This is a genomic window from Pseudoalteromonas sp. A601 (assembly GCF_002165575.1).
GTDB lineage: Bacteria > Pseudomonadota > Gammaproteobacteria > Enterobacterales > Alteromonadaceae > Pseudoalteromonas.
Genome location: NZ_MXQF01000003.1, coordinates 149123 through 175841, shown reverse-complemented (window position 1 = coordinate 175841; position 26719 = coordinate 149123). Strand labels below are relative to the sequence as shown.

General features: G+C 38.9%; 22 protein-coding genes. 9 read left to right on the top strand and 13 right to left on the bottom strand.

What is annotated here, in order from left to right; translation table 11 throughout:
* Window positions 1–3: 3 nt before the first annotated feature.
* On the bottom strand, window positions 4–1287 hold the full coding sequence (locus B5G52_RS03640; RefSeq protein ID WP_087531334.1) for a hypothetical protein: 1284 nt from the start codon (window positions 1285–1287) through the stop codon (window positions 4–6).
* Window positions 1288–1745: 458 nt separating this feature from the next.
* Between B5G52_RS03640 and B5G52_RS03630 the strand changes: the two genes are divergently transcribed.
* Window positions 1746–2417: an inovirus Gp2 family protein gene (locus B5G52_RS03630; RefSeq protein WP_087531332.1), complete on the top strand. Its 672-nt coding sequence runs from the start codon at window positions 1746–1748 to the stop codon at window positions 2415–2417.
* 174 nt (window positions 2418–2591) lie between these two features.
* Here the strand turns inward: B5G52_RS03630 and B5G52_RS03625 are convergent, their stop codons facing one another.
* The 4 genes from B5G52_RS03625 to radC are packed head-to-tail and all read right to left on the bottom strand — an operon-like array spanning window position 2592 to window position 4363.
* The gene (locus tag B5G52_RS03625; RefSeq protein WP_087531331.1) at window positions 2592–2831 is read right to left on the bottom strand and encodes a hypothetical protein; all 240 of its coding nucleotides are present in this window, start codon (window positions 2829–2831) and stop codon (window positions 2592–2594) included.
* A 53-nt stretch (window positions 2832–2884) separates the two neighbouring features.
* Complete coding sequence (locus B5G52_RS03620; protein WP_087531330.1) at window positions 2885–3445, bottom strand: tyrosine-type recombinase/integrase; 561 nt, start codon at window positions 3443–3445, stop codon at window positions 2885–2887.
* Between the two features lie 12 nt (window positions 3446–3457).
* Window positions 3458–3877, bottom strand: coding sequence for a DUF2787 domain-containing protein (locus B5G52_RS03615; protein WP_087531329.1), 420 nt, complete (start codon window positions 3875–3877; stop codon window positions 3458–3460).
* A 12-nt stretch (window positions 3878–3889) separates the two neighbouring features.
* Window positions 3890–4363, bottom strand: a complete 474-nt coding sequence (gene radC, locus B5G52_RS03610; protein ID WP_087531328.1) for a DNA repair protein RadC — start codon at window positions 4361–4363, stop codon at window positions 3890–3892.
* 125 nt (window positions 4364–4488) lie between these two features.
* On the opposite strand from radC, the gene B5G52_RS03605 reads away from it, so the two are divergent.
* The 6 genes from B5G52_RS03605 to B5G52_RS03580 all read left to right on the top strand — a co-directional run bounded on the left by B5G52_RS03605 (window position 4489) and on the right by B5G52_RS03580 (window position 12049).
* Window positions 4489–4671, top strand: a complete 183-nt coding sequence (locus B5G52_RS03605; protein ID WP_087531327.1) for an AlpA family transcriptional regulator — start codon at window positions 4489–4491, stop codon at window positions 4669–4671.
* Between the two features lie 271 nt (window positions 4672–4942).
* Window positions 4943–6013 carry a DNA cytosine methyltransferase gene (locus B5G52_RS03600; RefSeq protein ID WP_087531408.1) on the top strand — a complete coding sequence of 357 codons (1071 nt, stop codon included), beginning with the start codon at window positions 4943–4945 and terminating at the stop codon, window positions 6011–6013.
* Window positions 6014–6031: 18 nt separating this feature from the next.
* Complete coding sequence (locus tag B5G52_RS03595) at window positions 6032–7702, top strand: McrB family protein (RefSeq protein ID WP_217896157.1); 1671 nt, start codon at window positions 6032–6034, stop codon at window positions 7700–7702.
* Window positions 7703–7726: 24 nt separating this feature from the next.
* Window positions 7727–10159: a restriction endonuclease-like protein gene (locus tag B5G52_RS03590; RefSeq protein ID WP_087531326.1), complete on the top strand. Its 2433-nt coding sequence runs from the start codon at window positions 7727–7729 to the stop codon at window positions 10157–10159.
* Window positions 10160–10490: 331 nt separating this feature from the next.
* Entirely contained in the window at window positions 10491–11054 is a 564-nt protein-coding gene (locus tag B5G52_RS03585) for a hypothetical protein (protein ID WP_087531325.1), read from the top strand.
* The gene (locus tag B5G52_RS03580; protein ID WP_176372491.1) at window positions 11054–12049 is read left to right on the top strand and encodes a DUF262 domain-containing protein; all 996 of its coding nucleotides are present in this window, start codon (window positions 11054–11056) and stop codon (window positions 12047–12049) included. Before B5G52_RS03585 ends, B5G52_RS03580 begins: the two co-directional genes overlap by 1 nt.
* Before the next feature lie 160 nt (window positions 12050–12209).
* Here the strand turns inward: B5G52_RS03580 and B5G52_RS03575 are convergent, their stop codons facing one another.
* Both B5G52_RS03575 and B5G52_RS03570 read right to left on the bottom strand, forming a co-directional pair.
* Window positions 12210–12548: a hypothetical protein gene (locus B5G52_RS03575; protein WP_087531406.1), complete on the bottom strand. Its 339-nt coding sequence runs from the start codon at window positions 12546–12548 to the stop codon at window positions 12210–12212.
* A 61-nt stretch (window positions 12549–12609) separates the two neighbouring features.
* A complete protein-coding gene (locus B5G52_RS03570; RefSeq protein ID WP_087531323.1) occupies window positions 12610–13281 on the bottom strand; it encodes a hypothetical protein in 672 nt (223 codons plus the stop codon).
* 230 nt (window positions 13282–13511) lie between these two features.
* Between B5G52_RS03570 and ylqF the strand changes: the two genes are divergently transcribed.
* Together ylqF and B5G52_RS03560 are read left to right on the top strand one after the other, a co-directional pair.
* Window positions 13512–14465, top strand: coding sequence for a ribosome biogenesis GTPase YlqF (gene ylqF / locus B5G52_RS03565; RefSeq protein ID WP_087531322.1), 954 nt, complete (start codon window positions 13512–13514; stop codon window positions 14463–14465).
* 784 nt (window positions 14466–15249) lie between these two features.
* The gene (locus B5G52_RS03560) at window positions 15250–18699 is read left to right on the top strand and encodes a PAS-domain containing protein (RefSeq protein WP_087531321.1); all 3450 of its coding nucleotides are present in this window, start codon (window positions 15250–15252) and stop codon (window positions 18697–18699) included.
* Here B5G52_RS03560 and B5G52_RS03555 read toward each other — a convergent pair.
* From B5G52_RS03555 to B5G52_RS03530, 6 genes are all read right to left on the bottom strand, one after another.
* On the bottom strand, window positions 18691–19977 hold the full coding sequence (locus tag B5G52_RS03555; RefSeq protein ID WP_087531320.1) for a PAS domain-containing sensor histidine kinase: 1287 nt from the start codon (window positions 19975–19977) through the stop codon (window positions 18691–18693). The genes B5G52_RS03560 and B5G52_RS03555 overlap by 9 nt on opposite strands.
* Window positions 19977–21353, bottom strand: coding sequence for a sigma-54 dependent transcriptional regulator (locus B5G52_RS03550; RefSeq protein WP_087531319.1), 1377 nt, complete (start codon window positions 21351–21353; stop codon window positions 19977–19979). Before B5G52_RS03550 ends, B5G52_RS03555 begins: the two co-directional genes overlap by 1 nt.
* 53 nt (window positions 21354–21406) lie before the next feature.
* Window positions 21407–23860 (bottom strand): ABC transporter permease, encoded by a 2454-nt coding sequence (locus B5G52_RS03545; protein WP_087531318.1) that lies wholly within the window; start codon window positions 23858–23860, stop codon window positions 21407–21409.
* Between the two features lies 1 nt (window position 23861).
* Window positions 23862–24614, bottom strand: coding sequence for an ABC transporter ATP-binding protein (locus B5G52_RS03540; protein ID WP_087531317.1), 753 nt, complete (start codon window positions 24612–24614; stop codon window positions 23862–23864).
* Window positions 24611–25888, bottom strand: coding sequence for an HlyD family secretion protein (locus B5G52_RS03535; RefSeq protein WP_087531316.1), 1278 nt, complete (start codon window positions 25886–25888; stop codon window positions 24611–24613). Before B5G52_RS03535 ends, B5G52_RS03540 begins: the two co-directional genes overlap by 4 nt.
* 159 nt (window positions 25889–26047) lie before the next feature.
* Complete coding sequence (locus tag B5G52_RS03530) at window positions 26048–26710, bottom strand: response regulator transcription factor (protein ID WP_087531315.1); 663 nt, start codon at window positions 26708–26710, stop codon at window positions 26048–26050.
* Window positions 26711–26719: the final 9 nt, after the last annotated feature.

The following is a 26719-nucleotide window of genomic DNA, read 5'->3' as shown; positions in this document are numbered from 1 at the left end:
AACCTAATCAAGCATTGCTTTGACTATTTCATTGAGGGCTTTTTTTTCAGTGGTATTTTGCTCTTTAGCGTAGTTGGTTAGCTTTTTCTGGTTTGCTTTATTTAAACCTAATAAGCTATTATTTCTTTGACGATGTATTTTTTGCTTATGCGCGTTGTATAAGTAGGCAATGAGATTTTTTTGAGCAGGTAAAAGATCTACTGATACGGGTCGCGTGCCATTAATTTCTAAAGAGTCGTCTAAAGCCGAAGGCTGATTAAGTTTTTCGGTAATGTAAGTAAACGTGCAATTAGGTAATAAGTTAACTCTAACATTAACAATAGTTTTAAATGCAACTAGAGATGTCGAGGGAGCAGTAATAGTGAGAAATCTGATATCTGTGCTGGTTAACTTATCGAAATTTAATGTAATTAGAGATGTCGAGGGCGTAGTAGTGAGCTGGTTAATAGTAAAGTCGGCAGCATGAAATTTAATTTGATACTTACATCCTAGATCGGGAGTTGTTAAAAAGTACTCTGTAGGAAGAGACTTATTTGTTTCTAAATTCACACTCGTAGTGTTAGAAGGTTTGATTGTTTTGATATGATCAAAAAGCGGTTTATCAATATTTTCTACATAGCGATTTTTTAAGAGCTCCCAATTACCTATTAGTGCAATACATGACCAATAAACTGTCTCGTTATCAATAGGTTTTATGAATTGAAACACATCTTGTTGCTTCGACGCCTCCTCTACTTTTTCTACTAGATAACGCCAAACCCAACTACATGTTTCCTCATCTTTCATGTCTAACCAGGGAAGTGGGCTTTTACCTATTACATATTGCGAATATGCGCATTTTAAGGCTAATAAATAGTTTTGCTTATGTCCATCATGGGTCATTGCTGCGTCAAAAGTTTTTATTATCAGCGGATATGCTTCCTCAATGTTGCTTGCAAAACTTCTATAGTACTTATTTTGTGGAGCGAAATGAATCTGTGGGATAGGGTTAAGGTTTATGTAAAAAAGTACCCAAGATAGTTGTTTTGGGTTTTTAACTGATAGCCAATCAAAGCTCTCAATAGGTAGCACATTTGCAAAGTAACTCTTCATTAAATGACTTAATTGGTGTTTTGAACGTTCGCTTACGCCATTAATAAATTCACTTTCCCATTTTTGAATAATCTCACGAACTTGTTCGATATTTGTAGGGAAGTTATTAACGTAAAATAAATCATTGTGATGAATATATTTAACTAACCAATACAGCGATCTTTCATCATTTTTGAATGTGTCTAGCCATGACATTTATGTAATTCCCTGTCAGATAAAACGTGTTTATAGCATAACTAAAATGTATTTAATAAGTAATTAATTCATAAAAAAATGCTTGTATGTCGTAAAGAAAACGTAACCTAATAAATCTTTTTTGGTACTAATTTAATAGCTCTCAGCTTTTTTTGGTGTGTGTTTTCTATGTTTTGATCTTTTACTCTATTACATGTCAGTTTTAAAAAGCAAATATTAAGCTTTATAAGCAGATGAATTGATCCCACATCGGTACTACTTTTCTCTTTTTTCATTGAGTCAAATTCAACTAGGTAGCCTATGATTTTTTGATTCATACCACACAAACCTGATGGGGTGTTTTTCTGTATAGGTAATATATACACGGCACTACCTCTTCAAACATATAAAGGAATAATGGATAAATAATTACTAAGGAGACACCTCTTATGTGACTAACTAAAATCAAGAGGAAAATAATGAATAAACGTCATCCAGTTAATAGGAACTTAGTGATAAATAAAGGAAGTTTCTACAAGAATATTCCTGTATGGAATAAGGGAGATTTGATACAAAATTATTTAATATCTATTGAGCAGGTTTTAACTCAAAGCCTGAATGAGCACCCAAGGACTTTAGCTATTAGGTTCGATTTAAGGTTTCCAATTAGCTTTGGCATTATTGATCAAATTGCAAGTTTACAAACATCGCATATATCAAGCTTTTTTAAGAATCTAGATCTAGAAATACAGCGTGATATTAAAGGTAAAATTAAAAGAAACGGTAATGTCCACCACAGTAGTTTGAGATATATATGGGTTAAAGAGCAAGATAGCTCTTGCATGCCTCATTATCATGTTGCCATATTTCTGAATAAAGACACTTATTATGGTTTAGGTAGCTATCAAGGTAATGGTGATAATATGGCTTCTCGTATAATTAGGGCCTGGGCCAAGGCTATAGGGATTGAAACTTATGATGCAGGTAAGCGTGTTGAATTTCCTGATAATCATACATATAGGCTTAATAGAAACAGTGAAAACTTTGCAGAGGATTTTAAACAGCTATTCTTTAGAGTCAGTTATTTTGCAAAAGTTGATACAAAAGCTTTTGGTAGTAAAGATAATTACTTTGGTTGCAGCAGAAAGTAATCAACTTCCCATTAAGCTACTTAACAGTGTTGTGAGACCTTCAACTAGCTAAATAAGCTTAAACCCTTAGTTTATAAGGGCTGGCAAGTTCCCAAAATACCATTATGAGAACCTAAAAAATAAACGGTGTTATTACACTTTAAAAGAGTGCTCATATTGAGCACTCGTATTTTATTAATCAAGCAAACTAGCAATGCCAGCAACTAATCCACCAGCTACCGCCAAAGGGATTGTAACAGGCGCAGAAGCGACACCTGCACCAATTACTATTGCGCCAGATGTAATCGCTCCAGCGGCTGCACCGGAGCCTATAGCCACAGCTGTTCTGCTTACGCTAGCATCATTACTGCCAGTTATCTGTTTAGATAGCTCATTACCAACTAAGCCGCATGAAACGGCTTTATCTAAAGACATAATGCCTTCCTTTTAGTTAAGTAAAACAAGCGCCAAAATGACGTTGTTAAAGGTTATAGCTCTAGTTCTTCAAAGTCTTTGTCTATTTCCTCCTGTGTTATGCCTATGTAACGAAGTGTTGTTGCTTCGGAGCTATGACGAAGCATTTTCATTACTCGGGCGATGTCGTGGGTTTTCTGATACAAGTGATAACCGCGTGTTTTACGCATTGAGTGAGTACCTAAATGAATATTTAGTTCTTCACCAACTAGCGAAAATGCTTTAGTAACCGCTCTACGCGATAGTGGTTTAGGCTTTGAGTTAATTGCTTGTTGATTTCGGTATGATTGAAATAAGTAGATGTGGTGTGGATGAGTAAGCTTAATTTCGTTGATTAAGGTAAGCGCCTTATCATTTAGCTTTATTTCAGCTAACTTCGAGGTCTTTGACTCGTAAATAATCAACCTATCGTTATTTATGTCAGTAAATTTCACTGCAAGTAAGTCAGATATTCTAAGCGCGAGATTTAAGCCAATATTCCATATTTGGCTCATTTGCTTTGAGCAACGCTTTTCTAGCAAATAACTAACAAATCTTACTGTATCAAGATCTTTAACCGCTTGTACTTCAGCCATAAAAACCTCCCTTTATTCAGTTGTAACCGTAACCTGATAACAACCTGTGTTGTAGTACTCAACAAAGTTTGAAATGAACAAGGCTAACAACTCTTTACCTTCCTTAGCGTTCAACCAACCAGCTAAAAAGTGATAAACCTGCTTAATGCTAAAGCACACATCAATTTCTTTTATCAGTTCAGGGGTATGGCGGCCCTGATATGAAAAGTCAGTAATATAACTAAGCTGCCAGCTGGTGGCCTGCTTTTCTAGCCTTACCTCTACAGGGTGAAAGCCTCCAGCTTCAGGGCTGTAATCTGGATCTCTAAAGTTAAGCGTAACCGCTTTAGCTCCGCCTACAGAATCACCTCTATTCGCAATAGCACTTACAATCATACCAATAAAAGAGTCAGGCACTTTAAAGCCTGATACTTGCTCTATTTTTAATCTCACATCTAACTCCTTTTAAATTAAACCATGCTCAGCAAACGAATACGTATTCTCGCCAATGATGATGTGATCAAGCACCGATACATCAATTAGGTTTAAAGCCTGCTGTAATTTGGTAGTAATAAGCTTGTCTGCTTGAGAAGGGGTAGTAATCCCTGAAGGGTGGTTGTGAGCCAAGATAACGGACGCAGCATTAAGCTCCAGCACCTCTTTAACAACTTCCCTAGGGTAAACGCTGGCAGCGTTAATAGTGCCTCTAAATAGCTCTTTAAACTCCAGTATGCGGTTCTGGCTATCTAAAAACAGTACGGCAAATACTTCATGTTCATGTATCGCGAGTTTATGTTTTAAGTACTCTTCGCAATCATTAGGGCTATTTAAAACGCCACCTCTAAACTGCTTCTTAGCGATTATGTATGCAGCTGCTTCAAGTATTTGCTCATCATTTACGGGGTGTTTAAATTCATATAACGACTGTTGATCTTGCATTGTAAATTCCTCTTAAGTGGTTCATGCAAGTTAGTGATGTATGTGTGTAAGTTTTTTGTTTGAAGAGCATAAAAAAATACTGACCCCGGAAAGGTTATGTACTAATAACCAACCGGAGAAATTCCATGCGTTTAATCAAATTAAAAGAAGTAATCGAAAAAACATCACTAGGCCGTTCAACAATTTATGAGTTTATGACTAAAGGCATATTCCCAAAACAAGTACCACTTGGTGCAAAGTCAGTGGCTTGGTTAGAGTCAGAGGTTGATGATTGGATAATGGATAGATTAGGGGAAAGAGAGGTATAAGTTGTGGAATTAGCTTTTAGATAAAATTCATATGTAAGGAGCTCTATTAAATATACTGAAAGCTTGCCTAATAATTGCCAATTGCTAATATAGCCCATCATTTGAAACTGCCATCCAGTTAGCCAATGTTTTAAATCTTTATTTTCTGTTAATCAAGCTGAAACCATTTGCGAACTAATTATTTCAGCTTTAATTATAGAGAGAAACAATTTCTGTGTGGTCAAGTTTTCAAAGCTTTCAAGCTTATTAATAGGTATGTATTTTGAATAGTGTGATCTTTTCTTTTTTTTCTGGCTCAGGTTTCTTAGACCTAGGCTTTGAGAAAGCTGGGTTTGATGTTGTCTTTGTTAATGAGATTGATAAATCATTTATCAATGCTTATGAGCACAGCCGTCAATTGATGGGGCATTCTCAACCCAAGTATGGTTATCATACTGGTTCAATCGAGGATTATTTAGAAGAACGTGATGAATGCTCACTAGCTAAGAGCGTTAAGTCGGAGCAAGCTAATGGCAAATTAGTTGGTTTTGTAGGAGGGCCTCCTTGCCCAGACTTCTCTGTAGGTGGAAAAAACAAGGGGCAAGAGGGTGAAAATGGTAAACTTTCTCAATCATATATTGATTGTATTAAAAAGTTTGAACCAGATTGGTTTGTCTTTGAAAATGTAAAAGGACTATGGAGAACGAAGAAGCATCGTGAATTTTATGAGCGTTTAAAAAGTGAGCTTACAGATGCAGGATACATACTAGATAACAGACTAATTAACTCATTGGAATTCGGTGTTGCCCAAGATCGTGACAGAATAATACTGTTTGGTATAAAAAATACTAAAGCTAAATTAGAAGCTAAGTTTGAATGGGAAAAATATATGAAGTATCCCAATCGAGTGGCATTTGACTTTAATTGGCCCAGTACAAATAGGTTTGGAGAGCAGCCCCCTTTTCCTGATAATGTTCCCGAAGACCTTACAATTCAATATTGGTTTGATAAAAATGATGTAAGTGCTCATCCGAACGCTAAAGCTCACTTTACGCCAAGAGCTGGGCTTGCTAAGTTCCTAGTTATAGAAGAAGGCGATACAGCTAAAAAATCTTATAAACGACTGCATCGATATAGATATTCACCAACTGCCGCATATGGTAATAATGAGGTTCACCTCCATCCATATGAGGCAAGAAGGTTATCAGCAGCTGAAGCGCTGGCAATACAATCTTTACCAAAGGAATTCCAATTTCCTCAGACTATGACATTAAGTGCAATGTTTAAAACTATTGGTAATGGAGTGCCATACTTATTTTCTTATGGTATTGCATCTACAATAAAAGATTACTTAGAAAAATAAAAATGAATGGTAATAAAAATGGATATTGAACAAACAAAAACATGGATAGACGAGCTAGTTAATGTAGAACTTAAATATATTACTGGCCGCAATATAGTCATTATAGAAAGTACTGATTGGAGTGGAACAGGAAGGGTAAATGTATCTCGTGGTGAAAACAATTTCTCAATAAGGTTTGAACGAATTGAAGCTTTACTTCACAAACTTCAAGGTGGGGCTCCTATACATGTAGATACAGAGCTTCGCTCTGGTAGTAATGACCGCAGCGCTATTGAAACAATAATTGCAAATTTCCCTGTAGTTGGTTACATGAAACCTAAACAGGGAAGGAACAGAACTAAAAATAAAGTTATACAGTTGATGAATCAAGAGTTACACCCATTAGGAGAAACTCTTGATGTATCTGATGAACATTATAAAGCGCATTTATTAACCTCTTTTAGTTTAGATACTGTAACGCTTTTATCTAAGCCTTTCCTTCTTTTAGCGGGTATATCAGGAACAGGTAAAACTCGCTTTGTCAGAGAGCAGGCGGAGCTAACAGGCTCCTTAGCAGATACTTACTGCTTAACATCTGTGCGACCTGATTGGCATGAGCCTAGTGACATACTGGGATATGTATCTCGCTTAAGTGGATGTGCTGAGTTTGTAGTAACGGATGTACTTAAGTTTATTGCTAAAGCATGGCGTGAAATACTTGATAAAGGTATTTCATTATCAGTAAATGAAAAGCTTTTATGCCTTCAAGGTGGCGTATCAGACATTGATGCAATAAAACCATATTGGCTTTGCTTGGACGAAATGAATTTAGCGCCTGTTGAACAGTACTTTGCGGATTACTTATCAGTCATTGAAACAAGGTGTTGGGCTTGGGATGAAGATGATTTTCAATACTCGTGTGACCCACTATTAAAAGCTACTACAATTCAATCAATCGATAATATTGAAAAACTACGTGAGGAACTGGGGTTTGCGGATGCGAATTATGATGATGCGTGGCAACATATTTGTGAATATGGTTTAAGTATTCCATTTAACTTGATAGTTGCTGGCACAGTAAATATGGATGAAACTACCCATGGCTTTTCTCGTAAAGTAATAGACCGAGCGCTAAGTTTTGATTTTGGCGACTTTTTCCCTAACGATTTCGATAATTTTTTTGCACCTACAACCACCAATAAGGCATTGAGTTACCCTATTTACTCTGACGCACGGACCAGTACCGATAAACTCCCTAAAATAGATATAGATGGTCGTAAAAGTATTGCATTTATTAATGCAATAAATAACGTATTGGCACATACGCCATTTAAGCTTGCATACAGAGCGCTTAACGAGCTGCTATTAGCAGTTATAAGTAGCGAACCCAAAGAAGAGGTTGACTTAAAAGCGGTATGGGATGACTTTTTAATGTGTAAGGTTTTACCCCGTATTGAAGGTGATACCGAGAAGCTTGCCGCAGTTGAAACTGTCGATATATCGATATTGAAACAATTGGAAGAAATTCTTGAAAGTGAATTTGGTAGCTTTTGGAATGAATTACCTGGCTCAGATAAAGCAAGACCTGATTTGTACCGTGAAAATGTAGATGGCGATAAATTAATTCATATTACTTGCCGGAGCAAAGAAAAAATAAACTGGATGGAAGATAGGTTAACAACATTTGGTTTTACAAGTTTTTGGCCTTAATTAAACTGGATGGAGTGCTAAGGAATGCAAGAGCTTTTATATCTGCAATCATCACAGTTTGAATTATCTATCTGGACGAACGATATTTTTAAACGAAAACAGGTTTACCAAGCCACGTTTGGTAAACGCAATATCGCTTGTTCAGATCTTGAAACACTCGCCAAAGAATCGACTTATGCAATTAAGCTGTCCCCTTCTTTAGATGTTGATACGTTAGTAGTAGATAAAAAAGAGTATGAAGCGACTAATCACGCTAATAGCATAGGTATTGCCGAGCCTATTTTTTTTGAAAATACACAATATCAATTTGAATGGGAGTTTAGCTCTGAAGTTGAAAGTGCTTATTTAACCCACCGTAGCCAAAGCATTAATGATAGCTTTCGCTTTAAAAGAGCGAGCTTAACTTCTTCAGCACGATTAACAGGTACATTAAATACGGGGAATGATGTTGGTTGGATGCGTTTGCCGCTTGAGTTTATTGCAGGTGAAAAGGTATTTAAAAGTAATATTTCCTTTGAAGTACTGCCAACAAAAATGGATATGCATAGCGACTTACCTGCCATGTATAAAATGATTGATAAAGAATTTCCACTATGGCGCTTTAGCTTACTTGAAAAAACAGAACAGAATGCTTCTAAGGGGCAGCAAAGAGGTCACTTTCCTCTGCTGTGGCTTGCTAACTTTAATAATTTACGCAAACGGTTTGAAGATGGCCTTAAGGTTATTACTCAAGCTCCGCACAGTCGCTTACAGTCATATGTTTCATATTCAAAAGCGGATAGGTTGAAAGGGCGTTTACCTCAACGTTTAAGTGAAAAGGTTAAAGAAGATATAAAAAGTAAGCAGTTCGCTAAGCGGTATAAAGTTGAAAAAAGACAGCTTAGTGTAAATACACCTGAAAACCGTTTTATAAAAATGGTGGTTACAAATAGTAAAAAGTGTATTGCCAAATTTGAAAATAAACTAAGGGAAGCAAATAAAGCACCAGATAAGCAACGCCTTTCAAATAGCTTTTTAAATGAATTACAAGAGTGGCAAAAACCTTTACAAAAAACACTAAATCAGAGCTTTTTTAAAGAGGTAAGCACGTATACAGGGCTTAATAGCGAATCTTTAGTTTTGCAGCAAAAAACGGGCTATAGCGCTGTATATCGCGTGTGGCAAGAATTAAAATACTATTTGGATGTGTTTGAAGAACAATCAAGCGTATCAATGAAGTCTGTCGCTGAAATATATGAAGTGTGGTGCTTTTTAGAGATTCGAAATATTTTAATAAATGAACTGCGCTTTAAAGATAAAACAAAAAAGCTAAATAATTTACAGTTAAACGACTTTTTAGAGTATAAATTAGAAGGCGGCTTAGCAGGCGCGTTTGAATTTGAGCGTGAGGATGGTCTAAAAGCAAAACTATTGCACGAGCCATGGTTTAGTAAAAGTGGTAATCCTATTAAGTCATATTTAGTTAGCCAAAACCCAGACATTGTACTTGAAGTAACGTTACCCAAGCCCAACTCTAAGCGATTTATTTGGATATTTGATGCCAAGTACCGTATCAAAACGAAGCAAGGCCGCTATGATGAAGACAATATTGATACAACAGACTTTGTGCCTGATGATGCTATAAATCAGATGCACCGCTACAGGGATGCGTTAATTCATATAAATAAAGAAAGCCAGTCAGACAGCATAAACAAGAGCAGACCCATATTTGGTGCGTTTGCTTTATATCCAGGTTACTTTAAACAAGAGACTAACCCACAAAGTAACCCTTATAACGAGGCTATTCATGAAATAGGTATAGGTGCATTTGCATTGTTGCCAAGTGCTGGTGGGAAAAGTGGTAGTTATTGGCTTGCTGAATTTTTACGTAAACAGTTGGGTGATGGGAATAAAGACTATGCTAAGAACTCTCAGGAGATAGAAGAGAGTTTATATGTTCAAGAAGCAGCCCGAATTCCATATGCAGGTATGAAGCAGATGCTATATCCTGATTTGGTTTTTACAGCTGCTTTAGGTGGGTTGGCAGGGCGAGATAAAAGCTATTTTGAACGCTTCGAAAATGGCTTAGCATCTTGGTATCACACCCCATTAGCTACTTTCAATTCAGCAACAAAAAACTCAAAACTCAATGTGTTAAAGGAAATTAGGTATTTAGCCATTGCCTCTACGAGTGCTATTAACTCTCGAACTAAATCTATAAAAAAAGTATGGCCAGTAATTGACTGCCAAATAGTAGCGCGAAGTAGTTTAACTATTGAGCAGGCGGGTAAATTGAATCCTAGTGCCGAAGAATGCGTTCTGTTTAAGCTTGGAAAACCCCTTACTCTTAGCTCTCCTGTTGAGTCTGTACCGCATCGGCCAATAGATAGGACTATGAAGCTCACTACGTTGTCTAATCTTGAAAAGGCATCTGTATTTAAAGAGGTTGAGAAAGTTTATTCTCAAACGTTAAACTGATTTTAGTTGTAGCAGCTCCTATCTTAGCATTCGGTATAAATGATTAGACTTATTTGATTGGTAGCCCAAAAATTGAGGCTTTTTTAATAAGTTTTGTTTATCACATATTGTATAAATATACAGAGAAGGCCCTAGTCGCGAGTGGTAATCATGCTGATAACATTCTTATAAGTGAGTAAAGTCAAAAAGTGGCTGCTACTTACATTATTTGATAATAATAAAAATTGAGTAATATTCGCCAAGAAAGTATATGTTCAACTCCTATGAAATGTTTGTTGTATAGTAGAGTTGAGCTTGAAAATGTATGAGTTAATTTGGGATTATAGTAAATATGGAAGAAAAGATAGCAAGATTTAAAGCTGATTTGAATCTTGGGACAACTCACTTAGTTCAAAAATATATAACGGCAGCAGAAAGTGAAATCCTTACTAGTTGTGATCATTTTAGTTTGAAAGATGCAATTTCTGGTCAATTTGGTGTCCATCCTAACGAAATTATTCTTGTTGGCTCTGCAAAAGTAGGATTTAGTCTTGCTCCAGATAAAAGATATAGAGAGTTTGGAGATTCTTCGGACCTTGATGTTGCAATAATTTCTCCAGTATTATTTGATCGTGTTTGGCACTCAGTTTTAGACTATAAAAACTCTCGTCAATATTGGCCTAAGAAAAATGAATTTAAGCATCATTTTTTCGACGGTTGGATTAGACCTGATAAGTTACCACCGTCCAAGAAGTTTTCTTTTGCAAATGAGTGGTGGGAATACTTTACGGAGTTATCGAATTCACAACGATTTGGAATGCAAAGTATAAATGCTGGTTTATACAGAGAAATGAGTTTTTTGGATAAATACCAGTCCTTATGTATTGAAAAATGCAAACAAGCGGAGTCGTTTTAATGGATTCATATACGCAAACTAGAACAATTCAACAATTGATGCAAGAAATCAGGGATGAGGTTATTTCTCCTCGCCCAGAATTTCAACGTAAGCTTGTTTGGTCGAATCAACATAAAAGTGCTTTTATTGATTCCGTTTTAAATAAATACCCACTTCCTGAAATATTTTTGACTGAACTTCAGGTAGATGCAAATAGTGGTATGAGAGCTGAAATGCTTGTTGATGGGCAGCAAAGGCTATCTACTTTGTTTGAATATGTCACTAATAATATTGATCTAAAGCTATCCGAAAGCATTCCAAAATTTTGTGAGCTATCAGAGGTTGAAAAAAGGGATTTCCTTAATCATCAAATTGTAGTTAGGATGCTAAAAACAGAAGACTTCGACAGCATAAGGGAGATATTCACAAGAATAAATTCGACTAAATATGCATTAAACGCGATGGAAATTAACCATGCGCGTTATGATGGCGCGTTGAAAAATTTCGCTCAGAAGATTTCAGAGGGTGATTTTTTTGAATGTCACCGTATTTTTAGCCCTACAGATATTCGAAGAATGAATGACCTCAGGTACACATTAGAATTATTAATAACTATGATGACGGGATATTTTAACCGAGACGAAAAAGTCGAAGACTTCTTAAGTATGTACAATGATGAGTTTCCTAAAGAAAGAGAGCTGGAAAGTAGGCTTACAAAAGTTTTTTCCTTGATTGATCGTTGTGATTTTCCCTTTGAATGTAGAATATGGAAAAAAGCTGATTTCTTTACTGTAGTTATCGAGTTAGATAGAGCTGTAAACCTAAATGATCATTATCTTCATAGCGAGCAATTATCAGGCACACTTAAGAAATTTTATTCAGAAGTTGATTCCGAGTATAAAGAAGGGGTAGTGAAGGATTATTATTTAGCTAGCCTTCAAGGGACAACTAGTAGATCAAATCGAAATAAGCGAGCTATGATACTGAGAGATTTAATTGGTCTTCAAAGCAACTAATAAGACCTTAAGTCGGATTCGAAATTGTTGGCTAGACTGCGCTTCATATCATAGCCAACAATTGCTTGTCGGATAAGACTATACATTGATGATACATATACGATCCCTACGTTTGGCTTAGAGCTAAATCAGCAAGAAATATTAGTTGATACTTATTAATTTAATGGCTTTCCCTGGTATTACCCAGAAAATCTAAAAAGAGCTTCAAATCAGTGTAGTCTTCACACTCAAAAGTGATTTCATCATTGCTAGCATAGATCTCTGGCTCTTCATTAGCTCCCTCATTTATTGCTTCAACTATTACATATCTAGGCGTATCTTCCTCTCTTTGCTCTACATCAGCATAATCAACCCATAATACATAATACTGTTCGCCTACTTTAAAGTTAAAACTTGGACACAGATCGTTATGCCAGCTTTTATCTATTAAGTAAGGGTGATCATTTAAGTCAAAGCCGAGATCAAAGTCTTGGCAAAACTCTTGTTTATATAACTCCATAATTACCTCTAAAAATAAATACCAGAGCAGGTGCATGTGCACCTGCTTCTATGTCGGTTAGTTAAAGTGGAAGGCCTATATCTTTTTCTGTGAGATAGTAGCAATTGTCTTCTTTGTTAAAACCAAACAAGCTTGCATAAGGAGGCTTACCTTCAGGGAAGGTGATTTTTAAGTGGGGATAGCCCTCATGGATTAACTCAATATTTACGCTGCGTTGTAGTAGCTGCTTATGGGGAATATTGAGTTTCTCAGAGATCTTTTTTATAAGTAAAACATTGAGCCCTTTGCTTTTAACCTCATTTTCATTGTAGAGTTTAAAATCAGCTTTAACTATACCTTTATTTTTCCAGTTTCTTAAAGGGCCAGACCAAATGTTCGCCAGTAAATTCGATTCTTGGGTAAGCTTTTTAGCGTCCCAGCACTTAACCGAATGGCTACCATCTTTAAAGAAAATAGTAATTTCAGCCTGTTTTGTATTTATTAACTCGAACTGAAATTCATCTGTTGATAGGTTATCAAAACAAAGTGTCGGCTTCTTTTCTTTATTATCAGAGCTCAATACTTTTTCTACTTCATCCAATAACCGGTTAATTGCTTTATCAGGAGTATCATTAAAACCCATCGCATATTTTTCCATACGGGTATAAGTATTTTTACTGATGGAAAATTCGATTAATCTTTCAGTGTTATGTGCCATAAATGCTCCTAAAATAGAATTTAAAGTTTTAGTCATAATTTTCGCTTTATATGACTTAACTTATGGTTTCATTTCCTACGGTGCCAGTCAATCATTTTTTTTATCATATATGATTTAAATAATGGTTTTGTTATAAAGTTATGCAATAGCAGCAATAAATACTGTAAACTATAATTATAATTAAGAGTGAAAAGCATAGCTTTACTTTTAGTACCCACATTAGTACCCATGGCCTAAGGCCTGAAATTAAAGGTCATACAAATCAAATGAGTAGAGCAGGAATACAGTGGTTCCCTGGGCATATGAACAAAGCCCGTAATGAAATTAAAGAAATCATGCCACAAATGGATGTAATCATTGAAGTGCTTGATGCGCGCATTCCTTACAGTAGTGAAAATCCTATGGTGACGAGTTTGCGCGAAGGCAAGCCGGTCATCAAAATTTTGAATAAAGCGGATTTAGCTGACCCTAAAATGACCCAAGCGTGGAAAGATTATTTTGAGCAAGAAAGTGGTGTAAAAGCCATTGCGTTCGGTAATGATAAAGCGGGGCAGGTTCATAGCATTAACGAATTATGTAGAAAACTAGTGCCGCATAAGGTTGGCGCTGATAAGCAAATTAAAGCCATGATCATGGGTATCCCGAATGTGGGCAAGTCTACGCTTATTAATACTTTAGCAGGTCGTATAGTTGCAAAAACAGGTAACGAGCCAGCGGTAACGAAAGCGCAGCAACGTATTAAACTTGAAGATGGCATTATGCTTTACGATACGCCGGGTATGTTATGGCCAAAAGTAGAAAATGAAAACTCAGGTTATCGCCTTGGTGCTACAGGGGCTATTCGTGATACGGCGCTTGATTATGAAGAAGTGGCCAGTTATACCGCTGAATATTTATTGCATGCCTACCCTGAACTTTTAAAAGCGCGTTATAAAATTGATGAATTACCGCAAAGCGATTGGGAATTTGTTGAAATGGCGGGTAAAAAACGTGGCTGTATTCGCGGTGGTAACCAAATCGATACGTATAAAATGTCAGAAATTCTAATTAATGAATTACGCGATGGCATTATTGGCCGTATTACTATGGAAACACCAGCCATGCGTGAAGAAGAAGAAGTGATGGTTGCTGAACTTCGTACTGCAGCTGAAGCTAAAAAAGCAGCTAAAGAAGAAGAGAAAAAGCAACGCCGAGCGCGAGCACGTAAAAATCGTCGTTAGTTTTTGCTAAGGCTTTTCAAGCCATAAATCACAGACATAAAAAAAGCCCGTAAGGGCTTTTTTAGTTTCATATCAACCGTCACCGATATGAGCAATGTAGCAAGTAAAATAGTAGGGCGGTTACCCGTTATCAATATCAAGGGGCGTTGCGATTAATAACAGGTAACCATAGCTTTAACGTGGGCTACACGTGTTTCAGGGTCGAGAAACAAATTCAGTTTATTCCGTACAAGCCGTTGTGCTTTACCGTCTTGTTGATATTGATTATCAGTTAGATTAGGTGGGCTGTCAACATCTATTTGAAAATAATTCTCATTAAGTTTTGTTTGTGGGTTATTTCTATTTAATTGAACTAGTTACCAGGTGGAACTAATTTTTATAAGAATTTTAGGCATAAAAAAAGCCCGTAAGGGCTTTTTAGTTTCATATCTACCGTCACCGATATGAGCAATGTAGCAAGTAGGGTGGTTATCTGTTATCAACATCAAGGGGCGTTGCGGTTAATACCAGATAACCTTAGCTTTTTACGTGGGCTACACGATGTTTCAGGGTCGAGAAACAAATTAAATTCTGTTCTGACAAGTCGTTATGTCTATTGACTTGTTGATATTGATTATCAATTAGATCTTGTGATGTGTCAACATCCATTTGCAAATAATTCTCATTATTTTCTTTGTTTTGATAAAGCTGTTTTTACAACAGCTACTTAGGACTAAAGTTAGTGCTGATTTTTTTTACAAAAACACCTATGCTGATTTAATAATAATTAAAAGAATCTGTGATTATGTTTTCTCTTTGGTCAATAAGCTTGCTTGCCGTGGTCTATCTAGGGATTTTATTTGCTGTAGCTGGCTGGGCTGATAGACGAAAAGTATTACCTTTTAAAGGCTTAACTTACGGTTTATCGTTAGGTGTTTATTGTACCTCATGGGCATTTTTTGGGACTACAGCGCAAGCGGCAAATAATGGCTGGTGGTTAGCGCCAACCTATGCAGGTACTATTTTATTGTTTCTTTTTGGCTGGCAAATTTATTGTCGTATTGCGCATATCTGTCGTCAGCAAAAGCTAACATCAATGGCTGATTTTATTGCTACCCGTTATGGCCAATCATCAAGTTTATCAGGCTTGATTTCGCTGATTTCAGTAATTGCAATTGTGCCTTATATTTCGTTACAGCTTAGTGCAACCGCGCAAAGCATTAACTTACTCACTGCACGGGCTGCATCACAAAGTCATCAAGTTTGGGCTGACAGTACTTTCTATATCACCTTGTTATTAGCGCTATTTGCTATTTTATTTGGTGCTAGGCGATTAAGACCAAGTGAGCATAACCCTGGGCTTATCGCCAGTATTGCATTCGAGTCTGTGGTTAAATTAATTGCATTTATTGTGGTTGGTTTATACGTGTGCTTTGTGCTTTTTGATAGCCCGAGCGTGTTGTTTGCGAAAGCTGGTGAGCTTAATATAGATAAGCAAGTAGCCGCAACTCAAAGCCCAACCTATGTATATGTTGCGCATACAATATTGGGTGTTTTGGCTACTTTATGCTTGCCGCGACAATTTCATATGAGTTTTATTGAAAATAATAATGACAAAGAGCTGACAACAGCACGTTGGTTATTTCCAGTTTATTTATTACTTATTAATCTATTTATTTTGCCGATTGCTTATGCTGGCTTGATTTACTTTCAGCACAGTGATGTTGGTTACGATACCTTTGTACTGGCACTTCCCATGGCGGCAGACAGCCCGCTTGTTGCTTTACTCGCTTTTTTAGGCGGCTTTTCTGCTGCAACCAGTATGGTGATTGTGTCGGCAATTGTATTGTCGGTCATGATCACCAATGACTTTATTAACCAATTTATTCTCCGTCGTTCACAGCTTACTTCGAGTAGCCGAGGACTTGATAAGAGCAATTTACTGCATGCCCGAAAAGTGGTTATTGTGTTAATTTTGCTGCTTAGTTATTTTACTCATCGGGTGTTGGGCGAGACCAATACACTGGCCAATGTAGGTTTAATGTCGTTTACTCTTGTGGCACAGTTTGCTCCTGCGATGATCATTGGATTATGGTGGCGGCAAGCCTCATGTAAAGGCGCACAATTGGGTATTTTGAGTGGCTTTGTTATTTGGGGCTACACCTTATTGTTACCAAATCTAGCGAGCGGTTTAGGCGGTGATAACAGCTGGCTAGTAAATGGTCCTTGGCAGATTGTTTGGTTGGCACCAACGGATCTATTTTCCCTTGGGCTTGAGAGTATTAGCCAAGCGTTAATTTTATCATTGGGTGCCAACTGCTTAGTTTATTTTTTAGTTCCCCTGTTTAGCCAAGCCACATTAGCTGAGCGCTTGCAAAGTAATAAATTTATTAGCCAAGTAACTGACTCGCGAGTAAATACAGCCTTGCAACCACTTAGCTACCACGATTTAGGGGCATTACTGCAACGCTTTGCTGAGAAAGATGCCAGCCAAACCTTAGTGAGTGACTATTTTCCTGCTGATAAAAGTAAGTGGAAGCATCCAGCTAATGTTGAACTTGAGCTATTAATTGAGCGAGAGATGTCGGCAGTGATTGGTGGTGCATCTGCGCGGTTAATTTTAGACGTTGCTAAGAATGAGCAGCGTCAACCGCTTGAGCAAGTGGCTGAGTTTGTTGATGAAGCAACACAAGTATTAAAGTTTAATCGCGATTTATTACAATCGACCATAGAAAACATACAGCAAGGTATTAGTGTGGTCGACAGTGAGTTACGCTTGGTGGCATGGAATCAAGGCTATAAACAGATGTTTGCCTACCCTGATGACGCGCTTTATATTGGTCGGCCAGTGGCTGATATTATTCGCTTTAATGCTGAGCGCGGCTTATTTAGTAGTGAAAACATTAATAATGAAGTTGAGAAACGGCTAGCGTATTTAAAACAAGGTAGCACGTATAAATACCAGCGTTTTCACAATGATGGCCGGGTGTTTGAAATGCAAGGTAACCCTTTGCCGGGCGGGGGCTTTGCAACCACGTATACAGATATTACTGAGTTTGTTAAGCAGCAAAAAGCACTCACCGAGGCCAATGTTAGCCTTGAAGAAAAAGTAGCAGCACGGACCACTGCGTTAACGCAAGCAAATCATGAACTATCACAAGCCAAGCAAGTCGCAGAGCAAGCGACTGTGAGTAAAACACGCTTTTTTGCCGCTGCGAGTCACGATTTATTGCAACCATTCAATGCTGCTAGTTTATTTTGCTCACTTATGAATGAAAAAGCACATAATACTGAGCTCAAAGAATTGGCTCTTAATATTAAAAATTCACTGGGAAGTGCCGAGGAGCTGCTATCGAGTATTTTAGAATTAACCAAGTTAGATTCAGGTGCATTTAAAGTGCAAACGAGTGAGTTTTTGGCAAGCAGCCTCGTTGAGCCACTACGTAATGACTATGCAGCTCTTGCTAAAGATAAAGGGTTGAGCTTTATTATTGAAACCTGTGACGTTCGTTTAACAACAGATAAAGCCTTGCTACGTCGAGTTCTCCGTAATTTACTGAGTAATGCAATTCGTTATACTGACCAAGGTGAAGTACGGTTGAAAATGCAACATCATGATGAGCATGTTTCTTTCATTGTTGAAGATACGGGTATTGGCATTGCAACGGCTGATCAGCAAACTATTTATCAAGAGTTTAAACAACTAGGCGCTAAGCATAACGCTGAAGGGTTAGGTTTGGGTTTAGCCATTACTAAGCGTATTTGTGATTTACTTAATATCCCCTTAGTTATGGGTTCAGAGCTGGGCAAAGGCACGCAATTTACGCTAACGCTGCCTTGTAAAAAAAATCATACTCATAATGGTGTTCATCATATCGAACAAAGCCAAGAAACAGAGTTAGGTCGGTTACGAATTTGGTTAGTTGATAACGACAGCAATGTCCTTGAAGCACTTAAACAATTACTTGAAAATTGGGGCTGTGAAATAGCCACTGCAACTAACTTAGTAGAGCTTGAACAATTAAAATCAGCTCACGCTTTACCACAATTACTGATCGTTGATTATCAACTAGATGACGGTGTGACTGGGCTTGACGTTATTGAGCAGGCAGGCCTTGATACACTGCCCGCCATAGTTAACACAGCCAATCATGATGAAGGTATTCGTGAGCGGGTGCTTGATGCAGGTTACCCGCTGCTTTACAAACCACTCAAAGCGCCCGCGCTAAAGCGAATGATAAAACGACTAACGTGATTGCAAGGACACGAATACTTGGGTTCCCGGTTTATTTGAACGTGCGTTAATAGTCAACTCGCCACCTTGGTTGCGTATTAATTCGCGGCTGATCACCAAACCAATGCCTGCGCCTTGTGCTTTGGTTGAGTAAAATGGCACAAAGAGGTTATCGGAGTTGGCAATGCCAGTACCGCTGTCAGTCAGCTCAATCACAACGCCATCATTTTCCTGTTGCCAGTTGAGTGTGGGGGGCGTGTTACCGCCCGCTTCAAAGGCATTTTTTATCAGGTTGATAAGTGCTTGTTCAAGCTGACCTAAATCGGCGGTAAAATTAACTGGCTGAGATGAGTGAATTACGAGCTCAGGGAATATTGCCTGTAGCCGTAAGTTCACTTGCTCGTTATTGATTTTTTGTTTATTTGGCGTGGGGAGTTTTGCAAATGCACTGTAACTACTTACAAAATCTAATAAATGTTGCGCGCGCTTTTCAATCACTTGCAGCATATCCTGAGCAAGGTCTGGGCTTGGGGTTATTTGCCCTTGCTGTTTCATGGTTTGTAAAGATTGGCTCATGGAGTAAATGGGCGTTAAGGAGTTACGTACTTCATGGTTGAGCACGCGAATTAAGCGCTGCCAAATATCTTGTTCGTTTGCGCGTAGCTGTTGCTCAATAGAAAATAGCGTAAGCAGCTCGTAATTTCGTCCTGTGCGCCAAAATGTTTGTGCTGATACGATAAAGCGGCGCTTAAAACGAGACTCTTTCTCTATTTGCCAACGACCGTCGTTATAAATTAACCCTAAGTCGGCGCTACTTAATCCTTCAACATTGGATGTTGTTAAGCTGTTTAAAAATGCTTTATTGGTAAAGTAAACTTGCCCGTGAGGGTTTAAAATAACAATGGGTAAATCAAGCATGCTGGCAAACTCAAACACGAACTCTTCGGTTTGCATATAGTGGCGTTTACTTTGCGCTATCTTGTCACTGAGCTTGGTAAAGTCATTTTTAAGGTTGGCGACTCGCCCGCTTTGGTACTGCGCTAAATGCCAACTATTACTCTCGTTGTTAGCCAGTGCATCAAGCTGTGAGCCAAAGCGTTCGATAACATCAAGGGTCAGCTTGTAGCTTTTGACTACTGCAAACAGGCTGACTGCAGCGACGGGGAGTATTATACTAATGCTTGCAAACCAATCGAGCTCCCACGTTATTACAAGCAAAATACTCAGCATTAATACAATAAACATCACTAAGGCGGCATAACGCATTAGGCGCTGTTCGAGCGAGTGAGTGCGGGCCATTAAAAGTCTGCTTCTTTTAAATCAAGCTGGTGTTTATCGATTCGTCTGTAAATTGCTGACTTACTCAAGCCTAAAAACTCACCTGCGGCCACAACATTACCATTAAATTGCGCCAATGCTTTTTGAATCATCTGTTTTTCAAGTTCTTCTAGAGGCAGCAGGGGTAATGATGCACTCGTTGCGGTGTTGCTTGCATCACTACTGGGTTGTTCAAGAATTAAATCACTGGCGTCAATATTGTCGTTATCGCTCATGATTATGGCACGTTCAATACAATGGCTAAGTTCTCGGACATTGCCCGGCCACGTGTAGTTCGTGAGAGCCTTGGTCGCAGAGGCTGACAGTGACATGCCTTCACGCTGGTATTTTTTACTGTGTGTTGCAAGCAAGTGATGGGCTAATTCTATAATGTCTTCAGGGCGCTCACGTAGTGGCGGAATATGCAGTTCAATGGTGTTGAGCCTGAACAGTAAATCGCGGCGGAATTCCCCCGCTTCAATGGCTTTAGCAAGCTCTGCGTTAGTGGCAGCAATAATCCGTACGTCCGCTGTTTGGGTCTCGCTTGAGCCTAATACTTCAAACTCTTGGCTCTCTAGTACGCGCAGCATTTTACTTTGTAGCTCAAGGGGGAGTGTGGCTATTTCATCTAAAAATAAGGTGCCGCCATTGGCTATTTCAAAGCGACCTAAACGGTCTTCTTTGGCGTCGGTAAAGGCGCCTTTTTTGTGACCAAATAATTCGCTTTCAAATAAAGAGGGCGCAATCGCGCCAATATTTACGCTCACATAGCGTTGCTCGCAGCGGTTAGAGTGTTGGTGAATATAGTTTGCAAGCAGGCTCTTACCGGTGCCATTTTCTCCGGTGATTAAAATACTGGCATCGGTTTTTGCGGCGCGTTTAGCGCGTGTTAGTAATTGTTGCATTACCGCTGAATTGGCGATGTAATCAGTATTTTTTGGTAAGTTCAGTGCTTTTAAGCAGGCATTATCGTGATTGCTTTTTTTCAGCGTTAGTTGCTGTTGTACAACGCTTGTTAGACGCAGGTTATTCCAAGGCTTTTCAACAAAATCAGCAGCGCCTAATTGCATCGCTTTTACCGCGACATCGACACTCGCCCATGCCGTCATTACGATAACAGGAATAGTTGAGCCAAGTGATTGCAGTTGCTTTAAAAATCGCAACCCTTCTTCACCGGAAGTGGTATCGAGGCGAAAGTTCATATCGAGCAAAATAAGGCTAATTGTATTGCTGTTTATAATATCAAGAGCTTGCTCAGGGCCTTGTGCTTCAATACATTGCAAGCCAAGTTGGTTTAAAGCGACGATGGCGGCCATGCGAACATCGGCTTGGTCGTCGATTACTAAAATTGGGTCCATTTTATATGTATGATCCTGTCGTGGTGGCCCTGTTTGGGCCACCCTTATCATTATTATTCGTTACGAAGTGCGGCCATAGGTTTGGCTTTAATTAATAGCAATAGTGGCCTAAAGCAGGCGAACATTGCAATAATCAAAGTGATAAACCACGCCATTAATTGCAAGCGCACGTCTAAAATTAACCAAGATACAAGCTGTTCTTGCAGGCTATGGTAGCCGGCTATCATTACACTCAGCGCTAAAATAAAACCGATTAACACAGGGAGTACGGCTTCTTTGCTCATAAGTTTAAATAAGCGTGCTTTTTTAGCCCCTAGCGCCATACGAATACCAAATTCATACCGACGTAGGCCTAAGTTGTAGCTAAGTACTCCAAATATACCTATTGCAGCGAGTAATAGAGTAAAAAGCGCCAACGTACAACACAATACTAATGTAAGGCGGCTCATATACAGCAAACCATCGTACTCTTGCTGTAAGTCTCTAAATTGCCATAAGGTTAGGTGACTATTGGCTTTTCTTAATAAATTCAAAACTTGCTTGCTAGTAAGCTCAACACTGGGTTCTGTTTCAATAACAAACATATAACTCCAAGGTTGTGCTGGCCACCACATGTGCCGACCAAACGATTCATCATAGTACTTAGGGTGATTAAAATCTTCGGTTACCCCGACAATTTCAAACATTTTATCTTCAAGGCCTTGGTAACTTTTACCGATAATGTCTGTGTATTCTTGATCAGGTAATAACCATTTAGCCACACTAATAGATACCAAAAGTTCATTTGTTTCCCCTCGCATAGCTTGTTCGCTAAAAGTACGCCCTGCGAGTATTTTGGTGTTTACTAAGTCAAAGTAATCAGGCCCGACCCATTGGCTGGGGAAGAAGATGGAGCTTTTACCTTCAACGTCGGTCAGGGTGTTGGCATTTTGCCTTGCGGATACTGGGCTTTGCCCAAGTGCGACATCTTTAATGCCTTCACTGTTTTGCAATACTTTTTGATACTGCTTAATTTGCTCGTAGCGCTCGGCTAGTGTTGCGTCGTTATTAACTTGAAATAACTGTGCAAAATACAGGTTTTCAGTATCGCTGCCTAAAGGGCGGTTGATGGTCTCTAAGGATTTACTCACTACCATGACCGAGAAGCTAACCAGTAAAGCGGCTACAAACATTTGCACGCCAATTAATAAACGAACAGTACGCCCTGATACTTGCGAAACACCGCCTTTACCGCTGTTCTGCATTTGCTGGTTGAGGGTTTTATAATTAATTAAATACGCTGTGATGATTGAGAAAATGTACGCTAAAGCAATACACATCACTATGGCGATAAGTACCAAGTTGATATCTACAGCTAGGCTATTCACTAATGGTAAGCGGCCTTCAGCAAGCACTTTAAATAGCCTAATTCCCCAGACTGACAAAAACAGCGCAATACTGACCGAAATACTCATCAATATAAGCGACTGTAGTAAAATGCTGTTAAATAATTTTTTACGTTTTGCGCCCAGCACAGCTTGTAAAGCTAAGGTTTTATGTTGCGCTAACGCTCGAGAAAAGAATAAGGTACTGACGTTTAGTACAGCAATGACGAGTAGCCCTAACGCACCAGCGAGCATCATTAAGCTTAAATCATCGTTGTTACCTAGTTCTACTTCACGGTAAGGCGTGACAACGGGGTTCACATCTGTAATACCACCATTGTTCAGCCACTCAGATTTTATGGTATCAATTTGGGCTTTTAAGTCGGTTTTTACTTGCGAAGTAGTGACTCCAGGCTTTAATACTGCTATTAACTTGAGATTTCTAAAGGTGTTAGTCCATGGGCTTTGCCAGTCATCGTTATGAAAAAATCGACGATCGGCACTGCTTGGATACCAAACATCAACAGAGCCCGCTTTAATCATGTAGGGTGGGCTGAAATTAGCCGCTACGACACCGGTTATAATATGCCCATCACCTTCAATTTCACTGGCTGTTTTTAAGGGTTTACCAATTACATTCGGGTCACTATTAAAATGCTCTTTCCAGAACTTCTCTGAAATGACTACACTATTATCAACTTCCTCTAAGGTTTCGCCCTTTTTAAAGCCACGTCCAAGTAAAAAAGGAGTATGAAGGAGTTCAAAGTATTCACCACCTACATACAGCACATCTTTTTTTGGTTGACCGTCTAAGTTTAAAAAAATATTTTCAGCGGCATTCATCATAAATGCCTGCTCAAAACTTTGATTGTTCTTAATCCAGTGCACCATGGATTGATAACTTTGAAAGCCAACCGCATCATAATCATCATAAGTGAGGCTTTGCTCAACCACCACCATGCGGTTCTCATCAAATACATCGAGCGGTTTTAAAAAGTAACTATTCACTAAACTCAATACAACAAATAATGCCGCTAAAGTCAGTGCGAGTGTTGAAACAACGGCGGTGACAAATCCTGGTGCATTCATCAGTGATGCCCATGCTAAGCGCAGTTGGCTACGTGTTTTAGTTAAACGGCTCATATTAAACGACCTCAGCACCGTCTGTTGTTAAGTTGGCTGTTGGTGCCGCTTGGTTTTTGCTCGCGTGCGAGTAAGAGACAATTTCGCCATCGAGTAGTTTTAGCTGAGTTTTTGCCCGCCCGGCATAACGTAAATCATGGGTTACCATGCAAATGGTGGTGCCTTTTTGATTAAGTGCATCGAGTAGGTCCATCACTGCATCGCCGTTTTTAGAGTCAAGGTTACCCGTTGGCTCATCGACCAATAAAATGCTGGGGTTTCCGGCAAGTGCACGAGCAATAGCAATACGCTGTTGTTGGCCACCAGAGAGCTGGTTGGGCTTATGTTGTACGCGGTGGCCCATTTCAACTTCATCAAGGGCATGTTTTACTGCACTTTGAATATCAGCTTGGCTCATCGCAGGCTCGCGATAAGTAAGCGGCAGGGCGACGTTATCAAATACTGATAGCTCATCGATTAAATTAAATGACTGAAAAATAAAGCCAATGTGTAAATTACGTAGCTCGGCTTGTTGGTCCATATCAAGGGTTTTGGTATCGACATTTTTAATGGCATATTGACCACCTGTTGGGCTATCAAGTAAACCTAATAGCGACAGCAAGGTCGATTTTCCGCAGCCCGATGGGCCGCTAATACAAATATAATCACCTTCATTAATAGTCAGGTCGATATTTTTTAAGGCATAGGTTTCAACATTTTGGCTGCGATAAACCTTGGCGATATTTTTTAATGAGATAAGTGTATTGGTGTTCATAAACTTTCCTGTTCTATTTTTATAGTTGCCAAATGCTGCCATTTAGAAAGGTCTGAAATGATCAGCTGTTCGCCCACCTTAGCGCCATCTAGAAGTTGAATTTTATTATCACTGAGTGTACCAAATTCAATATTTATCGGGGCAGCTAAATGAGTGTTGGGGTTAAGTTTAAAAAGCATCGCTTTTGAATGAGCTTTTGCTTTTTGCGGTAATTTAATGGTCAGTGCATTCGCTATTACATTGCTTATAACATGGCCTTCAATGCTTAGGTCGGGGCGTGCATTGGCAGGTAATTCACCAATAAGGTCGAGCTCAATCATTACCCGACCATCACTCACGATGGGATCAATTCGGGTCACTTTAGCTGTCACTTCGCCCCGCTTTGAGTTGCTAAAGGTATTTACGCGGGCTGGCATATTGAGTGCGATTTTTTCAGCGTCACTTTGTTTAATACTGAGCTCTGCTTTGAGTGCGCAATCAGAACCCACCACAGCTAAGCGAGTGCCTGGTGTGAGGTTTTGACCTAGTTCTACGTTGAGCTCTTGCAGCATGCCATCAATGCCCGCTGTAATTTGTAGGTCGTCAAAAGCTTGTTGTTGTACTTTGTAGTTTAATTCAAATTGGCGTAACAGCTCTTGTTGCACCTTACTACGCTGTAGGTGCATTTGCGCTAATTGCGCAAGGCGTTTTTGTTCAATCTCAACGCGCTGCTTAAGTTGTTTTACGCTCAGTAAGCTGCGTTTGTAATCAAGGCTTGAAACAATGCCTTGTTCGATTAATTGACTCTCTGCTTCGCTTCTTAGCTGGGCGCTTTCAAGCTCACTCTGTAAAAGAGTTAAGTTAGCTTCGCGCTCTAGTAGCTGACTTTTTTGATTGATTTTTTGTTCGCTAAAGCTGGCTTGTTGGCGTGCAAGCTCCAGTCTTGCGACCGATAAACGCTGGGCTTGCAGTGGATTAACAAGGCTTAAAATAACCGTGTCTTTGCTAACACGTGTACCTGGATACACATGAATAGCCTCGACCATAGCGACATCGGTATTGGTTAAGTAGCGCTGATATTTTGATTTTAATCGACCAAAGCCTTTAACTTTTACAACAAAATCAGCTTGTGTCACGCTGGCAATCTGTAATTGGCTGGCAGAAATTGTTGTAGGGGCAAGCCAAGATTGCACCAGCCATATAAAAATTATGATGCTAACAATTAAGACTGCAGCAATGAGCTTTTTACGCTGATTTGGTTTTTTACTCGTCTTTAAAGTGCTATCTAAATCCATTGGCTGTGTTTCATTATATTTTAATTAATAAACACGGTAGCGAGGAATATGCCAAAGTTTAAACGGCTGATTTTATTTTGTTTTTGTTTTTTTTCTGAAGAGGGTTTTCCCGTAAATGGGATTGTTAAGTTGAAACTGGGATAGCTGTTTGCTGGTTTGCTAGCCTTCTACTGCTTTGCCTATTTGAGATAGCTGGTTAAATAAAATGCCAGCTTGGGTGCGGTTATACACGTTGAGTTTGCGCAAAATAGCGGATACATGTTGTTTGATAGTGGTTTCTTGAATCGACATTTCAAATGCGATTTGTTTATTCAACAGGCCATCAGCAATCATGGCTAAAACACGGTATTGTTGCGGGGTGAGCTTTTCAAGGTTGCGAGCAAAACTGCTTTGTTCATCATTGACGACTACATCGGTTAAATCAATGTCGAGTGGCAGCCAGGTATCACCGTTAAGAACATGGCTAATGGCTTCGCTTATGACATCCAAGGATGATGATTTTGGGATATATCCCGCGGCACCTAAGCTCATGGCTTGTTTGATTATAGTGGGGGTTTCGTTGGCTGATACCATAATAACAACTATATCAGGGTGGCGGTTTCGCAGTTGCGACAGTGCTTGTAAGCCATTGGCACCGGGAATGGTTAAATCTAAAAAAATGAGTTCAGTTTCCGGGTGATTTTTGAGTAAAGTGAATAAACCATCGATATCGCTGGTTTCTTTTATATGTTCTTCAGGCACACAGGTTGCAGCCGCTTGGCGCAATGCGCTTCTAAATAGTGGGTGATCATCGGCAATTATTGTGTTCACAGCGAAAGACATTCCTAATAC

Bases quoted from the DNA above. Each gene is read 5' to 3' on its own strand.
- B5G52_RS03640 (WP_087531334.1), bottom strand. From the start codon at position 1,287: ATGTCATGGCTAGACACATTCAAAAATGATGAAAGATCGCTGTATTGG.
- B5G52_RS03630 (WP_087531332.1), top strand. From the start codon at position 1,746: ATGAATAAACGTCATCCAGTTAATAGGAACTTAGTGATAAATAAAGGA.
- B5G52_RS03625 (WP_087531331.1), bottom strand. From the start codon at position 2,831: ATGTCTTTAGATAAAGCCGTTTCATGCGGCTTAGTTGGTAATGAGCTA.
- B5G52_RS03620 (WP_087531330.1), bottom strand. From the start codon at position 3,445: ATGGCTGAAGTACAAGCGGTTAAAGATCTTGATACAGTAAGATTTGTT.
- radC (WP_087531328.1), bottom strand. From the start codon at position 4,363: ATGCAAGATCAACAGTCGTTATATGAATTTAAACACCCCGTAAATGAT.
- B5G52_RS03605 (WP_087531327.1), top strand. From the start codon at position 4,489: ATGCGTTTAATCAAATTAAAAGAAGTAATCGAAAAAACATCACTAGGC.
- B5G52_RS03595 (WP_217896157.1), top strand. From the start codon at position 6,032: ATGGATATTGAACAAACAAAAACATGGATAGACGAGCTAGTTAATGTA.
- B5G52_RS03590 (WP_087531326.1), top strand. From the start codon at position 7,727: ATGCAAGAGCTTTTATATCTGCAATCATCACAGTTTGAATTATCTATC.
- B5G52_RS03585 (WP_087531325.1), top strand. From the start codon at position 10,491: ATGGAAGAAAAGATAGCAAGATTTAAAGCTGATTTGAATCTTGGGACA.
- B5G52_RS03580 (WP_176372491.1), top strand. From the start codon at position 11,054: ATGGATTCATATACGCAAACTAGAACAATTCAACAATTGATGCAAGAA.
- B5G52_RS03575 (WP_087531406.1), bottom strand. From the start codon at position 12,548: ATGGAGTTATATAAACAAGAGTTTTGCCAAGACTTTGATCTCGGCTTT.
- B5G52_RS03570 (WP_087531323.1), bottom strand. From the start codon at position 13,281: ATGACTAAAACTTTAAATTCTATTTTAGGAGCATTTATGGCACATAAC.
- ylqF (WP_087531322.1), top strand. From the start codon at position 13,512: ATGAGTAGAGCAGGAATACAGTGGTTCCCTGGGCATATGAACAAAGCC.
- B5G52_RS03560 (WP_087531321.1), top strand. From the start codon at position 15,250: ATGTTTTCTCTTTGGTCAATAAGCTTGCTTGCCGTGGTCTATCTAGGG.
- B5G52_RS03555 (WP_087531320.1), bottom strand. From the start codon at position 19,977: ATGGCCCGCACTCACTCGCTCGAACAGCGCCTAATGCGTTATGCCGCC.
- B5G52_RS03550 (WP_087531319.1), bottom strand. From the start codon at position 21,353: ATGGACCCAATTTTAGTAATCGACGACCAAGCCGATGTTCGCATGGCC.
- B5G52_RS03545 (WP_087531318.1), bottom strand. From the start codon at position 23,860: ATGAGCCGTTTAACTAAAACACGTAGCCAACTGCGCTTAGCATGGGCA.
- B5G52_RS03540 (WP_087531317.1), bottom strand. From the start codon at position 24,614: ATGAACACCAATACACTTATCTCATTAAAAAATATCGCCAAGGTTTAT.
- B5G52_RS03535 (WP_087531316.1), bottom strand. From the start codon at position 25,888: ATGGATTTAGATAGCACTTTAAAGACGAGTAAAAAACCAAATCAGCGT.
- B5G52_RS03530 (WP_087531315.1), bottom strand. From the start codon at position 26,710: ATGTCTTTCGCTGTGAACACAATAATTGCCGATGATCACCCACTATTT.